Raw genomic sequence first — 15,102 nt, 5'->3', positions numbered from 1 at the left:
CAAACAATAAATTGCTATAACTTTGTCCTGGAGCATAGTAAGTGCATTTTGAAGTTAGATATCTCAAAATTAAGGACTTATTTTATGCTCCTCTTTTTTATTTTTTAGGAAACTCGAGTTAGTTATAGAAATATCACTATTTTTTGGTAATCTCTTTATAGAACTAGCATGTGCTTCAATAGAGTGAATTGTAAAACGATCAATGATGCATAGTTACGCTAATTGCTAATCTAGCAATATGTAGATAGACCGTGGTTTTTGCGTAAACACAAATTTTGTGCTTGGTCCGTTTCTCCGATATAGAATTGGTCAGCTTTTTCGGAATAAATAATATACACAAAATGCATCATGGAAGATAACAAAAAAGCCACACTAAAACTAGCGTGGCTTTTTGCTCCCCCTCTTGGGCTCGAACCAAGGACCCTCTGATTAACAGTCAGATGCTCTAACCAACTGAGCTAAGGAGGAATATATCAATATGTCTTCAGCATTCGCGGCAGCTGAATTTGCCCTAAAAATTTTTTGCTCCCCCTCTTGGGCTCGAACCAAGGACCCTCTGATTAACAGTCAGATGCTCTAACCAACTGAGCTAAGGAGGAATTTGCAATCAATTTTGCGGATGCAAATATAACGGAATTTTTAATTATCACTAAATAATATTCAAAAAAATAAAGCAGTATTTTAAATAAAATTGGAATGCTAAAAAATATTATTGCTATGAAGCTGAAAATCTATGATTTAGAAATTGATATCGAAAAAGGAAATATTACAGATCAGCCGGGGATTGATGCCGTAGTGAATGCAGCTAATGCGCAGCTTGCACCTGGAGGCGGAGTTGCAGGCGCTATACATAATGCAGCAGGAAAAGATCTTTATGAAGAATGTAAGTCTAAGGCACCTATAGCACCTGGCGAAGCTGTAATCACCAAGGCTTATAATTTACCTAACAAATTCGTTATTCATACACTTGGGCCAATTTATGGTAAGGATAAACCTGAAGATAAAATACTAAAGCAGTGCTATCAAAATATTATAAGACTTAGTGAAAAACATCAAATCAGGTCGGTAGCTATCCCGGCAATTTCAACAGGAATTTTCGGTTACCCTGTAATTGATGCTGTCGAAGTGGTTTTTAATACAATTTTGACGGAAGCAAAAGGGCTAAAACACTTGCAAAGCCTTAAATTTGTATTGTTCAGTAATGAGGATTTAAAAATTTATAAAGATCGATTTGCTGAAATTTAATTAATCATCTTGACAAATCTGACTCGATAGTTAATAGCAAAAAAATAAATCTCGATTATCGAGGGAAAAAAACCAAAATTTTTATGTTCGATTTTACGGCAACCTATACCGATCAATACCAACTTGCCATGTCGCAGGTATATTTTAAAAATGGCAAGCGAAATACCAGAGCGGTTTTCGATTATTATTTCAGAAAAATACCCTACGGTAGCGGTTTTGCTATTTTTGCCGGTTTAGAAGATTTGTTGGAGATCATTACGAAGCTTCGGTTTAGTAAAGAAGATATTCAGTTTTTAAAACAATATGATTTTGAAGATGATTTTCTGGAATATCTGAAGAATTTTAAGTTTTCAGGAAATATTTACGCGGTACAGGAAGGCGATGTGGTTTTTCCAACCCGCCCTGTTGTACAGGTAGAAGCTAATTTAATCGAAGCCCAGATTATCGAAACCATTTTACTGAATTTATTGAACTTCCAAACGCTTATCGCTACAAAGGCCAGCCGGATGCGACTGGTTTCGGGTGAGCGGACTTTACTGGATTTTGGATTGCGTCGCGCACAGGGACCGGGTGGTTATTATGCTACCAGAGCGGCGATGATTGGCGGTTTTAACGGTACCAGTAATGTAATTGCGGGTCGTGATCTGGATATTCCCGTTTCTGGCACGATGGCCCATTCGTTTGTGCAAAGTTATGACGATGAGCTTACCGCTTTTAGAGAATTTGCCAAAGGACGCCCTAAAGCATGTGTGCTTTTAGTAGATACCTACGATACTTTAAAAAGTGGTGTTCCCAATGCGATTACTGTGGCCAAGGAAATGGAAGAACAAGGCCAAAAGTTAATGGCCATTCGTTTAGATAGCGGGGATTTGGCCTATTTGGGTAAAAAAGCGCGACAGCTTTTAGACGAAGCAGGTTTAGAATATGTGAAAATTGCGGCTTCCAATCAATTAGATGAATTTGTGATTAAAAGTTTGCAGGAACAGGATGCCCCAATCGATATTTACGGAGTGGGAACAAATCTGGTGATTGGGAAACCCGATGCAGCTTTAGATGGTGTTTATAAACTTGCATTTTCAGACGGGCAGCCAAGAATTAAAATTTCAGAAAGTTTAATTAAAACCACCTTGCCACATCGAAAGCAGGTATACCGAATGAAAGATGAAAACGGGGAATGCGCAGGGGTCGATGTGATTGCGATGTGCAACGAAAATGAAGCGGAACTGGCTAAAGTTTTTCATCCTTCAGAGCCTTATAAGTTTTTAGATGTTTCCGCTTACCAGAAAGAAGCCTTATTACAACCCGTGATGGAAAATGGCGAAATGAAAATTAAAAAAAGAACACTTTCTGAAATTGCCGAATACAGCAAATCAAGATTAGCCGAATTACCGCTTGAATATAAACGTTTCAACAATCCGCACATTTATAAAGTCAGTATTTCAGAGAAATTAAAAGCGGAAAGAGATCGATTAATTAGCGAACATAAAATGTAAAATGCCATGAAAGCCTTACTTCTTATAGACGTTCAGAACGATTTTATGCCGGGTGGTGCTTTAGCAGTTCCCGATGGAGACACGATTGTACCGATAATTAATAAACTACAGCATCAATTCGATTTGGTGCTTGCCACTCAGGATTGGCATCCGGAAGGTCATGCCAGTTTTGCCAGTAAACACGGTAAAAATGTGTACGAGGTAATCGATTTAAACGGAATCGATCAGGTAATGTGGCCAGATCATTGCGTGCAGGGAAGTAAAGGTGCCGATTTTCATCCTGAGCTGAAATTAGATAAAATTGAAGCTATTTTTAGGAAAGGAACCAATCCTGAAATCGATAGCTACAGTGGCTTTTATGATAATGCCCATTTAAAATCTACAGGCTTAAGCGGCTATTTAAAAGAAAAAGGAGTAACCGATCTTTATTTTGCCGGTTTGGCAGGTGATTTTTGTGTAGCCTTTAGTGTTAAAGATGCTTTAGCTGAAGGTTTTGCTGCTTTTTTAATTGAAGACGCTACTCGAGCCATAGATGCTGAAGGTTTTAAGAAGGCAAAAGCTGAAATTGTTGAAAAAGGAGGAACAATTTTAAATGCCGATGAAGTATAAAATACTCTTTACAATTATTGTTAGTGTGAGTTTTTTCAGTTGTAAAAATGAGCCTTCTGCTGAAGTTGAAACTGAAATAATTCCGGAAGACCCTTACGTGGTACCATCAGATAGTATTCCGGAGCGAACAGAACCTTCCGCATTAGATTTAAAAAAGTATCAACTGTTTATAGATACTACCAGAACTTCAGTTTTTTATAGAAGATTAGACTCGGCCATTACTTCCGAAGTAAAAAAACATCAAAATGCGATGTTTAAGCTAGTTGAAGTTAAGAAATATAACGATCGCTTTTTGCTATATCAACCCTGCAATGGTAATATTCCGCGTTATTATATTGCTAAGGGAGCAGTTACGATGTATGGTCAGCTTGAAAATAATGAATTTCAGCTAAAAGATTTTGTGCTAAAAGCCGGTAACCGAATATTGTTTAAAGACAGGGATGATAAAACGCTAAGTCTTAAAGAAATCAATGCGAATGTACTTCGACTAAAATATGGTAACTCTCCGGCAGTGTATGTGACTAACATTGAAAACATTCTGCAATTTGAGATGATGGTGAATAGCTGTCTGGATCAAAAAGTAAGGGAGTTTGATAGATTTCAGCAGTAAACTTGTTTACCGCAATTTTTAGAATTCTAAATAAAAGGATCTTAAAAATTCAGATAATGAATATATCCAAAATTTAACCAAATATTCCAGTCATTCGATTGGTTTTGCGGGCCCTGTACATCTAAACCTTCAATATAATCGTTGCCGTAGTACTGCCATTTAATTTCGGCCACTAAATCGCTATTCCTTCCCAAACGATATCGTGTGCCCCCACCAAAAAGAAGGTTATAGGTAAACCCGCTATCTAAATTAACCCCATCCTGAAATGCCGGGAATAAAACTTTTGGACTATCCAGGGGACCAAGGTCACTATAAGCATCGGGTATATAATAAACTGCATGTACACCTGCGGTTACATACGGTGAAAAGCGCTCAGAAAAAATTAAAAACTCCCTAATTTGTGTAAAGTGCCATTCCAGCTGCGTACCAAATTCGAAAATATTAACTTCACCATGCATTGCCCTTAGCATTTCCCCTCTAGGGTCGTTTTGATAAGAAATGGGACCGTAATGGTTTTGTAAAGAATGAAAATAATCCAGTTCTGTACGTATCCTAAAAAAGTCTTTAAAATAGTTTGTTTGGTAATTATTTCCGGTATACACAAAATTCATGTAGTGCTGTAACCCTATCCCAAAACCGGTGTTGTAATAAAAATTTCTAAATTCCCCACGCTGGCCATAATCGGTAGTAATAGCCGCCGGGCCGGCAGTAACTCCTATTTCGTGTAGCACTTGCCCAAAACTATAAGGGGATGAAATGCATAAAAAACCGATTAAAAATATAATACGAATCCGCTTCAATACAGGGTTTTAAAGGATTTATAGGCAAATATATAAAAAGAAGATCAGCTTATTTTAAATTGATTTTTTCTTTTTTTTGATGAAATTCAATAGAAAGTTAATATTGTATGAAAATCGAAATTTTTATCGCTATTTTTTATATATCTCATATATTTGCACCGCGAAAAAACATTTTTTTTAAAACAAATTTAAGCGACGCCTTATGGAAAAAAATATACAGGATTTCTTGGATAAAGTGTCTCAAAGAAATCAAAATGAACCAGAATTTTTACAAGCGGTTCATGAAGTTGCTGAAACCATAATCCCTTTTATTGAACAAAATAAAAAATATCAAAACGCTAAGTTACTAGAGCGTATGGTAGAGCCCGAGCGTGTAATCATGTTTAGAGTATCGTGGTTAGACGATGAAGGGAACATTCAGATTAACCGCGGATATCGTATTCAGATGAATTCGGCTATCGGGCCATACAAAGGAGGTTTACGTTTTCACCCCTCTGTTAATTTAAGCATTCTTAAGTTTTTAGCTTTCGAGCAAACTTTTAAGAATAGTCTTACAACGCTGCCAATGGGTGGTGGTAAAGGAGGTTCAGATTTCGATCCAAAAGGAAAGTCTGATAATGAAGTGATGCGTTTTTGCCAAAGCTTTATGATAGAGCTTAGTAAACATATAGGTCATAATACCGATGTTCCTGCCGGAGATATTGGAGTAGGGGCAAGAGAAGTAGGTTATATGTTTGGCCAGTACAAAAGGTTGCAAAATGAATTTACCGGAATTTTAACCGGAAAAGGATTGTCTTACGGGGGTTCTTTAATTCGTCCTGAAGCTACAGGTTACGGTAACGTATATTTTGCACAGAATATGCTGAAGACCAAAAATGAAAAACTAGAAGGTAAAACGGTGGTGGTTTCTGGTTCGGGTAACGTTGCACAATATGCCGCAGAAAAAGCTATCGAGCTTGGCGCTAAAGTGGTAACCATGTCTGATTCTGGTGGCTATATTTATGATGAAGAAGGTATCGATGCAGAGAAACTTCAATTTATCATGGAGCTTAAGAATGAAAAGCGTGGTAGAATTAAAGAGTATGCCGAGAAATATAGCAATGCCAAATTCCACGCAGATAAAACGCCGTGGGAAGTGAAATGCGATGTTGCATTACCATGTGCTACCCAAAATGAATTAGAAGAAGCTGATGCTAAAAAACTAGTGGAAAATGGTTGTATGTGTGTTGGTGAAGGTGCTAACATGCCTTGTACGCCAGAGGCTGTAGAAGTTTTTCGTGATGCGAAAATTCTATTCTCTCCAGGTAAAGCTTCAAATGCCGGTGGTGTAGCCACTTCAGGATTAGAAATGACACAAAACTCTTTACGTTACAGTTGGACTTCAGAAGAAGTAGATAATAAACTTCATGAGATCATGAACGATATTCATGCAAAATGTGTAGAATACGGAAGTGATGAAGATGGCTATGTAGATTACGTAAAAGGAGCAAATATTGCCGGTTTCGTTAAAGTTGCCGATGCCATGTTAGCCCAGGGCGTTGTATAAATTTCAGCCAATATAAATACGATAAAGTCGCTTTTAAAAGCGACTTTTTTTATACCTTGATCCGCCGATTAAATAGGGGTTCCCAAGGATTTATAGTCATCATTTTCTAAAATTCCAATGTTAGTTAATACCAAAGCAATTGTTATTAGTGCACTTAAATATGGGGAGGCAGATCTTATCGTCAACCTGTATTCTTTAGAAAGTGGTTTGCGCACGTATATGTTACGCGGAGTTTTAAAATCGAAAAAAGGAAAGTTTAAAGCCAGTCAGTTTCAACTATTAACGCAGCTGGACATTGTCGCCAGCCACAAAAATAAAGGTACGCTAGAATACCTAAAAGACGCTAAGGTAATTAATACTTATACCTCGCTGCATACCAACATGATTAAAGCCAGCCTGGTGATGTTTATTGCAGAAGTTTTAAAAAGCGCCATTAGGGAAGAAGAAGCCAATCCTGCCATGTATCATTTTTTAGAAACCGCCTTTAGCTGGTTGGATTTACATGATAAAATCGCCAATTTTCACATTATGTTTTTGCTTAAATTATCTGGATTTTTAGGCTTTCAGCCCGATGACTTGAATACCGAACAGCCATTTTTTAATTTACTGGAAGGAACCTTCGAGCCTGTTAAAACAAACGATTATTGTATCGAAGACGAAAATCTTGATATTTTGCGTGCATTTTTAAATCTTGGCTTTAACCAGATGCAACAGGTAAAATTAAGTAGCCAACAACGATCAGGTTTTCTAAAAATGCTATTGCTGTATTACGAATTACATATCGAAGGTTTTAGAAAGCCAAAATCCCTAACCGTCCTCAACGAAATTTTTAATTAATGCGAATTTTTGTTCTTTTAGTTCTTATTTTTTTTAGCGGAAACCTATTTTCACAACACATCATTGTTCTCGATAAATTTACAGAAGAGCCTTTAAGTGATGTGGTGATTTTTAATGCTGAAAAGACCAAAACCAGTCTAAGTAATTTTGAAGGTCGAGCCGATATATCCAAATTCGATGATACTGAAGTCCTTTTTTTTCAGCATGTATCGCATCAATTATTCGACATTAAAAAGGCAGAAATTAAAGACCAGATCGTTTATCTTCAGGAAGACCAGAATAAGCTAGATCAGGTGGTGCTTTCTGTAGCAAAATTTCAACTTCAAAAAGATGAAATTCCGCAAAAAATAGTCAGTATCGACAAAGACGACGTGTTACTCAACAGCCCGCAAACTTCAGCAGATCTTTTAGAAAGTACTGGTCAGGTTTTCGTTCAAAAAAGTCAGTTAGGTGGTGGTAGCCCTATGATTCGTGGTTTTGCCACCAATCGGGTGTTAATTTCGGTAGATGGAGTACGAATGAATACCGCAATTTTTAGAAGTGGCAACCTGCAAAACGTGATCAACATCGATCCGCTGGCAATCGAAAAATCTGAGGTTATTTTAGGTCCCGGTTCCATGGTTTATGGGAGTGATGCGATTGGCGGAGTAATGAATTTTTACACCTTAAAACCCCGATTTTCATTTGGTGCAGAAACCTCGGTAAGTGGTAATTTCTACGGCAGGTATTCTTCTGCAAATAACGAACAGACGTTGCATGCCGATGTGAATTTAGGAAGGCGAAATTGGGCATTTCAGACCTCCGTTTCTTATTCAGATTTTGACGATTTAAAGATGGGTAAACACGGTCCCGACTCGTATTTAAGAACAGAATATGCCGCACGAGAAAATGGAGAAGACATTATTTTACCAAATGAAGATCCGCTTATTCAAAAACCAACCGGATATACACAACTAAGCCTGCTCGAAAAAGTAAAATATATGCCCAATGAAACATGGAATTTTAACCTTGGGCTTATTTATAGTGAAACTTCAGATTATCCAAGATACGATCGATTGTATCGCCGAAAAAATGACCAGTTGCGCGCAGCCGAATGGTATTATGGGCCGCAGCGATGGTTTTTAGGAGACTTCAAAATCAATAAAAAGGGGAATGGCGATTTTTATGATAAGGCACAGGTTACTTTAGCCTATCAGATTTTTGAAGAAAGCCGTCATGATCGTGATTTTGGAAAAGAGATTTTATTTAATACTAAAGAAAATGTTGGAGCGTATTCGGCTAATATCGATTTCGAAAAAGCCTTTAAGGGCAGTAAACTATTCTACGGACTGGAATACGTTAATAATCAGGTGAATTCTGAAGGTTTTCAGGAGAATATAAATTCAGGTACCCGGCAACAAACCGCCTCGCGATATCCCGATAATTCCAGCTGGCAGTCTTTAGCCGCTTACGCCACCTATCAATGGCAGATACAGGAAGCTCTTAACTTCCAGTCGGGTTTACGATATAATCATATTTTGCTGGACGCCAAATTCGATGAAAACCTATATGATTTTCCGTTTAGGGATGCCGATATCAATACCGGAGCATTAACGGCAAGTGCTGGAATAAACTGGAGACAAAACCAGTTTTTACAATGGCGCGTTAATGCCTCTACAGCTTTTAGGGCGCCCAATATCGATGATGTAGGGAAAATTTTTGATTCAGAACCTGGTTCGGTGGTAGTTCCCAATCCCGATTTAAAACCGGAATATGCTTATAATGCTGAAATTGGGGTAAACTGGTTCCCGGCAGAAAATATTCGTTTTGGTTTCACAGGGTTTTACACCTGGCTGGAAGATGCCATGGTGCGCCGTGATTTTAATCTGAATGGACAGAGAGAAATCGATTATCAAGGCGAAGCAAGCAATGTACAGGCGATCCAAAATGCATCGAATGCGCATGTTTACGGATTTGAAGGCATTGTTGAGGTCGATTTTTCGGTAGCGCTACGTTTTGCTTCTAAAATCGCCTTAACTGAAGGCGAAGAAGAACTAGATGATGGTTCAGTGGCGCCTTTGCGTCATGCGGCACCATTATTTGGAAATACCCATTTAATCTGGCATAAAAAGAAAGTAAAGTTTGATCTTTTTGCTGAATACAATGGTGAAATTAGTTATAATGATTTAGCAACTTCAGAGCAGGGGAAAGCTTATTTATATGCCATCGATGCGAACGGAAATCCTTATTCGCCATCCTGGTACACATTAAATTTAACCGTGCAGTACGATCTGGACGAAAACTGGCTGCTAACCGCTTCGTTAGAAAATATTACCGATCAGCGGTACCGTACGTATAGCTCGGGCATCGCCGCGGCAGGCCGAAATTTGATTATTTCAGCAAGGTTTAGGTTTTAGAGGTTTAATCCTTAATTTGTTAGCAAAATATTAGCTATATTGAAGTGGAATAAAACTTTTTTGTTCTTTAAATCCTTCTTTGCATGAAAAAGCTTCTTTTTTTAATGATTTGTTTTTTAGGAACGTTAGCTGTAAACGCCCAGGTTAAACATGTTAAAGTGGTCAGGGATACAGAAACGCCGGTGTTTATCATCAATGATCAGATCATTGCCGGGAGCAGTATATTAAAAAGTATTCCAGAGGAAAATTTTTCTGAAATGCAGTTTTTTAAGGATAAGGCTATAGGTTCTAAAGTTTTATTTGTAGATCAACAAAATCCGGGAATTGTGACTTTAGAGATTCAAAAAGAATTTGAAACAAAGTCGCAATCTGAAATAAATAAATTTTTTGGTCTGGACAGCGAAACAGATATGTATATAAACGGCTATTTACTTGAAGACAAAGATCTAAGATTATATAGCAGCAGTATTGCTAAGGTTGAAGTTTTAGAAAAAGATTATTTAAGACTGGAGTCGAAAGTTTTAAATATTTCAGTAAAATGATTTGCGAATAAATGCTCCATGCATTTGTCTTGAGGTCGTTTATTCAATGATTCAAAATGTTTGCAAAGATAGAATTCAGATTAAAATTGAAAATTATGCCAAATAAATTTTATATTTTATTGTGTTTTTTAGGATTTGCATTTACAGCAAATGCACAATCTTCTACAGCAAACGACAATATTTTTTACTTAAATGTTTTTATCAATGCCAATAAAACTATTTATGTAGAAGAAGACCAAACTTCGTTTCAAAATGTACAAAAACAGGTTGCTGGGATTTTGTGAAAGCTACCGTTTAAAGTAGATCGTAAAATAATATTCCGAATCTTCGGAGATAAAGATCTTGATTTGGGGTATATAAGCGATGTAAATTCAGAAATGAGAAAAGCGATAGAAGAAAATCTAAAAACCGAACGCTATCTTTTAGAAACCAAAAAGCTGAATATCGATGGTGAAAACTGGTTTCAGAAAATCGATTTAAAAGCCTTGGAGCAATGAAGAGTTGAAAATGGCCAATAAACAGGAGGCAAGAATTAAGAACCAGGAAACACGAGAATAAACGTTTTTTATATTGAATTTTGAAAGCTTAATTTTGAATGAACTTTGTTGTCATTTCGACCCTGCCTCGCCGACAGGCAGGTGAAGCGTAGCGGAACGTAGAAATCGATTCTAGAACCTATATCGTAATTAAGATCTCTCCGCTCCGGTCGAGATGACACTCTTTCCTAAGCTGGTTTTAAAATCGATCAAATAAGAAACTATAATTTTAGAGTTATTTTATTACAATTTGGTCATGCTGAACTTGATTCAGCATCTCATAAGGCTGACAGCTGATCGCTAAAAGCTAACAGCTAGTAACCAACAACTAAACCTCTGTAAACTTTCAACCGCTTCGCTATCGACTTTAAAAAAAATATAAAAATACCTCCCAAATATTACCTTTTCTTTAATTCGGTTTTACCAATAGATTAATATTCCTAAGAATGGGTAATTTAAGAAGATAGCAACCGCTGTTTTATCAAAATTCCTTATTTTCGCACATCATTAGAAATTTTGAGGAAATGAGCACAAAGTTCCCTGAATATAAAGGACTTGACTTGCCAAAAGTTGCAGAGGAGACATTAAAGTATTGGAAGGAAAACCAAATATTTGAAAAGAGTATAACTTCACGTGAAGGTGAAAAGCCATTCATATTTTTTGAAGGCCCACCATCGGCTAACGGATTGCCGGGGATTCACCACGTGATGGCAAGATCGATTAAGGATATTTTTTGTAGGTATAAAACTCAAAAAGGATTTCAGGTAAAGCGTAAAGCAGGTTGGGATACTCATGGTCTTCCGGTAGAGCTTGGCGTAGAAAAAGAACTTGGGATCACCAAAGAAGATATTGGCACTAAAATTAGTGTAGAGCAATATAACGAGGCCTGTAAAAATGCGGTAATGCGTTACACAGATATCTGGAACGACCTTACCGAAAAGATGGGATATTGGGTAGATATGGACGACCCTTATATCACTTACAAGCCAAAATATATGGAAACGGTTTGGTATCTTTTAAAGCAGATCTATAACAAAGGTCTTATTTATAAAGGCTATACCATCCAGCCATATTCTCCAAAAGCGGGTACCGGTTTAAGTTCACATGAGCTTAACCAACCGGGAACGTATCAGGATGTTTCCGATACTACGGTTACCGCAATGTTTAAAACCAAAAAAGAGACATTGCCCGCTGGTTTAAAAGAGCATACAGAAGATGTATTCTTAATTGCCTGGACAACCACTCCGTGGACACTTCCATCCAATACCGCGCTTACTGTTGGGCCAAAAATTGAATATGTAACGGTTAAAACCTACAATCAATATACGTTTCAGCCTATCACGATTGTGGTGGCAAAAGAACTGGCGCGTAAACAATTCGATAAGAAATTTAAAGAAGTAGAGAGCGAAGAAGAGCTGAAAACGTACCAGGAAGGCGATAACCTGCCTGCCGGCAAGGCAGGAAAAATACCTTTCCTAGTTGGAGAATCTTACGTTGGGAAAGATCTTGTAGGGATCAAATATGAGCAATTATTGCCATATACGTTGCCTTTTGAACATCCTGAAAATGCTTTCCGTGTAATTTCAGGAGATTTCGTTACGACTGAAGATGGTACCGGGATCGTTCATACCGCACCGACTTTTGGTGCCGATGATGCCATGGTGGCCAAACAGGCAACACCGCCGGTTCCGCCAATGTTGGTAAAAGATGAGAATGATAATTTAGTGCCATTAGTAGATCTTCAGGGGAAATTTAGACCAGAAATGGATGAATTTGCCGGTAAGTATGTGAAGAACGAATATTATGATGATACTGAAGTTCCAGAGAAATCGGTAGATGTAGAAATCGCGATTAAACTGAAGGAAGAAAACAGGGCTTTTAAGGTGGAAAAATATGTACACAGTTATCCAAACTGCTGGCGTACCGATAAGCCAATTTTATATTATCCGTTAGATTCATGGTTTATTAAGGTAACCGATGTAAAGGATCGTATGCACGAACTGAACACCGGTATCAACTGGAAACCAAAATCTACCGGAGAAGGCCGTTTTGGAAACTGGCTGGCAAATGCAAATGACTGGAATTTATCCCGAAGTCGATATTGGGGAATTCCGCTACCAATTTGGAGAACTGAAGACGGAAGAGAAGAAAAAATTATCGGTTCTGTAGAAGAATTAAAAATAGAAATCACCAAAGCTGTTGAAGCCGGAGTGATGGATAAAGATATTTTTGCTGATTTTAAAATCGGCGATATGAGTGAAGAAAACTACGCCAATGTAGATCTTCATAAAAATGTAGTAGATACGATAACATTGCTTTCCGATTCAGGTAAACCAATGAAGCGTGAAGCCGATCTTATCGATGTATGGTTCGATTCCGGTTCTATGCCGTATGCACAATGGCACTACCCATTCGAGAATAAAGAAAAAGTTGAAAAAGACTGGCGTAAAGCCGATTTTATTGCGGAGGGTGTAGATCAAACCCGTGGTTGGTTCTATACACTTCACGCGATTGCGACCATGACTTTCGACGATGTGGCGTATAAAAATGTAGTGTCAAATGGATTGGTTCTAGATAAAAACGGACAAAAAATGTCCAAGCGTCTTGGAAATGCTGTAGATCCTTTCGAAACCTTATCGGTTTACGGCCCAGATGCGACACGCTGGTACATGATCTCTAACGCGAATCCATGGGATAACCTGAAGTTTGATATTGAGGGAATTGGAGAAGTAAGCCGTAAATTCTTCGGGACACTTTATAATACCTACTCGTTCTTTACGCTATATGCAAACATCGATAATTTTACGTATGCTGAAGCAGATGTTCCATTAGAAGAACGTCCGGAAATCGATCGCTGGATCCTTTCAGAATTGCATACGTTAATTGAAAAAGTAGATAAATTCTATGCCGATTACGAACCTACAAGGGCTACTCGGGTTATTTCAGAATTTGTTCAGGAAAACCTTAGTAACTGGTTTGTACGATTAAGCCGAAGAAGATTCTGGAAAGGGGATTACCAGCAGGATAAAATTTCAGCATACCAAACTTTATATACCTGTTTGGAAACGGTAGCCAAGCTTGGTGCACCTGTGGCACCGTTCTTTATGGATGCTTTGTATAAAGATTTGAATAGCACCACGAAAAAAGAGAAATACGAGTCGGTTCACACCGCTTTATTCCCTGTTTTCGATGAGAAATTTGTAGATAAATCTTTAGAACGTAAGATGGAAAAGGCGCAAACAATTTCAAGTTTAGTGCTTTCATTACGTAAAAAAGAAATGATTAAGGTAAGACAGCCGCTACAACGCATTATGATTCCGGTATTGGATAAAGAACAAGGAGAAGAAATTTTAGCAGTACAGGATCTTATAAAATCTGAAGTAAATGTAAAGGAAGTTGAATTGATCGATGATGCTTCAGGAATACTTGTAAAGCAGGTGAAGCCTAATTTTAGAGTACTTGGCCCACGTTTTGGTAAAGAGATGAAACCTGTGGTTGCTAAAATAAATCAATTTACTCCAGAAGATATTTCAACTATTGAAAGGGAGGGTGAAATTAATGTCGAAGTAAACGGAAAAATGATTATTTTGTCTTCCGACGAAGTTGAAATTTCATCACAGGATATCGAAGGATGGCTTGTGGCTAGCAGTGGCAATATAACTGTCGCACTAGACGTTACTATCTCGCCAGAACTCAAAAAAGAAGGAGTTGCGAGAGAATTGGTAAACCGAATTCAGAATATGAGAAAGGACAGCGGATTCGAAGTGACCGATACGATTAATGTAACGTTACAAAAAGACGGCATTGTCGAGGATGCTGTGAAGGATAATATAACCTATATTAAAACGGAAACTTTAACTGCAGCGCTCGAACTTGCAGAAGTAGTAAAAGAAGGAGTAGATGTCGAATTTGACGATGTAACTACAAAATTATTAATCACAAAAAACTAAGCAGCTTATGTCAACCGAAGTAAAAGAGCGTTTCAGCGATGCGGAATTGGCCGAATTTAAAGAGCTAATTCAAGGTAAAATCGCCAAAGCAAAGGAACAACTAGAGATTTACCAAAATGCTTATAAAAACGACGGGAATAACGGTACAGATGATACATCCCCAACGTTTAAGGCATTTGAAGAAGGTAGTGAAACCATGAGTAAAGAAGCGAATTCTCAATTGGCCATCCGTCAGGAGAAATTTATTCGCGATCTTAAAAATGCTTTAATGCGTATCGAGAATAAAACCTATGGGATATGTCGCGTTACCGGAAAATTAATTAATAAAGAGCGTTTAAAGCTGGTTCCTCATGCCACTTTAAGTATCGAGGCTAAAAATATGCAGCGATAAAACTTTACTCGATAATCGAGATTAAATACGTCGATCCCGTCCTGATAACTTCAGGATGGAATGACTTGAAATAAAAATGGTTTTTTCCAGTAAATACCTTATGGGCTTTACCTGAGGAGTTTTAGTTTTAACCGAAATTAAAATGCT

At 37.7% G+C, this 15,102-nt stretch carries 12 protein-coding genes and 2 tRNA genes; 11 read left to right on the top strand and 3 right to left on the bottom strand.

Annotated features, from left to right (window positions below; all coding sequences use genetic code 11):
* Positions 1-394 precede the first annotated feature (394 nt).
* Together L1967_RS15455 and L1967_RS15450 are read right to left on the bottom strand one after the other, a co-directional pair.
* A tRNA-Asn gene (locus L1967_RS15455) sits at positions 395-468 on the bottom strand.
* A gap of 57 nt (positions 469-525) precedes the next feature.
* Positions 526-599: transfer RNA gene (locus L1967_RS15450), tRNA-Asn, on the bottom strand.
* A gap of 97 nt (positions 600-696) precedes the next feature.
* Here L1967_RS15450 and L1967_RS15445 point away from each other — a divergent pair.
* From L1967_RS15445 to L1967_RS15430, 4 genes are all read left to right on the top strand, one after another.
* Positions 697-1,245, top strand: a complete 549-nt coding sequence (locus L1967_RS15445) for a macro domain-containing protein (RefSeq protein ID WP_249602405.1) — start codon at positions 697-699, stop codon at positions 1,243-1,245.
* Positions 1,246-1,328: 83 nt separating this feature from the next.
* On the top strand, positions 1,329-2,738 hold the full coding sequence (locus tag L1967_RS15440; RefSeq protein WP_249602404.1) for a nicotinate phosphoribosyltransferase: 1,410 nt from the start codon (positions 1,329-1,331) through the stop codon (positions 2,736-2,738).
* Positions 2,739-2,744: 6 nt separating this feature from the next.
* Positions 2,745-3,347 carry a bifunctional nicotinamidase/pyrazinamidase gene (pncA, locus tag L1967_RS15435; protein ID WP_249602403.1) on the top strand — a complete coding sequence of 201 codons (603 nt, stop codon included), beginning with the start codon at positions 2,745-2,747 and terminating at the stop codon, positions 3,345-3,347.
* On the top strand, positions 3,337-3,957 hold the full coding sequence (locus tag L1967_RS15430) for a hypothetical protein (protein ID WP_249602402.1): 621 nt from the start codon (positions 3,337-3,339) through the stop codon (positions 3,955-3,957). The genes pncA and L1967_RS15430 overlap by 11 nt, the downstream gene beginning before the upstream one ends.
* 41 nt (positions 3,958-3,998) lie before the next feature.
* Here L1967_RS15430 and L1967_RS15425 read toward each other — a convergent pair whose 3' ends face one another.
* Positions 3,999-4,757: a THC0290_0291 family protein gene (locus L1967_RS15425; protein WP_262917453.1), complete on the bottom strand. Its 759-nt coding sequence runs from the start codon at positions 4,755-4,757 to the stop codon at positions 3,999-4,001.
* Positions 4,758-4,959: 202 nt separating this feature from the next.
* On the opposite strand from L1967_RS15425, the gene gdhA reads away from it, so the two are divergent.
* The 7 genes from gdhA (at position 4,960) to L1967_RS15390 (ending at position 14,955) form a co-directional block, all read left to right on the top strand.
* On the top strand, positions 4,960-6,303 hold the full coding sequence (gene gdhA / locus L1967_RS15420) for an NADP-specific glutamate dehydrogenase (protein ID WP_249602400.1): 1,344 nt from the start codon (positions 4,960-4,962) through the stop codon (positions 6,301-6,303).
* A gap of 117 nt (positions 6,304-6,420) precedes the next feature.
* Complete coding sequence (gene recO, locus L1967_RS15415; RefSeq protein WP_249602399.1) at positions 6,421-7,140, top strand: DNA repair protein RecO; 720 nt, start codon at positions 6,421-6,423, stop codon at positions 7,138-7,140.
* Complete coding sequence (locus L1967_RS15410; RefSeq protein WP_249602398.1) at positions 7,140-9,536, top strand: TonB-dependent receptor plug domain-containing protein; 2,397 nt, start codon at positions 7,140-7,142, stop codon at positions 9,534-9,536. The genes recO and L1967_RS15410 overlap by 1 nt, the downstream gene beginning before the upstream one ends.
* A gap of 83 nt (positions 9,537-9,619) precedes the next feature.
* Positions 9,620-10,078: a hypothetical protein gene (locus tag L1967_RS15405; protein ID WP_249602397.1), complete on the top strand. Its 459-nt coding sequence runs from the start codon at positions 9,620-9,622 to the stop codon at positions 10,076-10,078.
* Positions 10,079-10,173: 95 nt separating this feature from the next.
* Positions 10,174-10,362, top strand: a complete 189-nt coding sequence (locus tag L1967_RS15400) for a hypothetical protein (RefSeq protein WP_249602396.1) — start codon at positions 10,174-10,176, stop codon at positions 10,360-10,362.
* A gap of 776 nt (positions 10,363-11,138) precedes the next feature.
* On the top strand, positions 11,139-14,564 hold the full coding sequence (gene ileS / locus L1967_RS15395; RefSeq protein ID WP_249602395.1) for an isoleucine--tRNA ligase: 3,426 nt from the start codon (positions 11,139-11,141) through the stop codon (positions 14,562-14,564).
* A gap of 7 nt (positions 14,565-14,571) precedes the next feature.
* The gene (locus L1967_RS15390; RefSeq protein ID WP_249602394.1) at positions 14,572-14,955 is read left to right on the top strand and encodes a TraR/DksA family transcriptional regulator; all 384 of its coding nucleotides are present in this window, start codon (positions 14,572-14,574) and stop codon (positions 14,953-14,955) included.
* Positions 14,956-15,102: the final 147 nt, after the last annotated feature.

The sequence above is a fragment of the Zunongwangia pacifica genome (assembly GCF_023499215.1).
GTDB classification, from domain to species: Bacteria; Bacteroidota; Bacteroidia; order Flavobacteriales; family Flavobacteriaceae; genus Zunongwangia; species Zunongwangia pacifica.
This window is presented reverse-complemented; position numbering and strand designations above follow the sequence as displayed.

Coding starts and splice junctions, on each gene's coding strand:
- L1967_RS15430 (WP_249602402.1), top strand. CDS start 3,337: ATGAAGTATAAAATACTCTTTACAATTATTGTTAGTGTGAGTTTTTTC.
- L1967_RS15405 (WP_249602397.1), top strand. CDS start 9,620: ATGAAAAAGCTTCTTTTTTTAATGATTTGTTTTTTAGGAACGTTAGCT.
- L1967_RS15410 (WP_249602398.1), top strand. CDS start 7,140: ATGCGAATTTTTGTTCTTTTAGTTCTTATTTTTTTTAGCGGAAACCTA.
- gdhA (WP_249602400.1), top strand. CDS start 4,960: ATGGAAAAAAATATACAGGATTTCTTGGATAAAGTGTCTCAAAGAAAT.
- L1967_RS15440 (WP_249602404.1), top strand. CDS start 1,329: ATGTTCGATTTTACGGCAACCTATACCGATCAATACCAACTTGCCATG.
- recO (WP_249602399.1), top strand. CDS start 6,421: ATGTTAGTTAATACCAAAGCAATTGTTATTAGTGCACTTAAATATGGG.
- ileS (WP_249602395.1), top strand. CDS start 11,139: ATGAGCACAAAGTTCCCTGAATATAAAGGACTTGACTTGCCAAAAGTT.
- L1967_RS15390 (WP_249602394.1), top strand. CDS start 14,572: ATGTCAACCGAAGTAAAAGAGCGTTTCAGCGATGCGGAATTGGCCGAA.
- pncA (WP_249602403.1), top strand. CDS start 2,745: ATGAAAGCCTTACTTCTTATAGACGTTCAGAACGATTTTATGCCGGGT.
- L1967_RS15445 (WP_249602405.1), top strand. CDS start 697: ATGCTAAAAAATATTATTGCTATGAAGCTGAAAATCTATGATTTAGAA.
- L1967_RS15400 (WP_249602396.1), top strand. CDS start 10,174: ATGCCAAATAAATTTTATATTTTATTGTGTTTTTTAGGATTTGCATTT.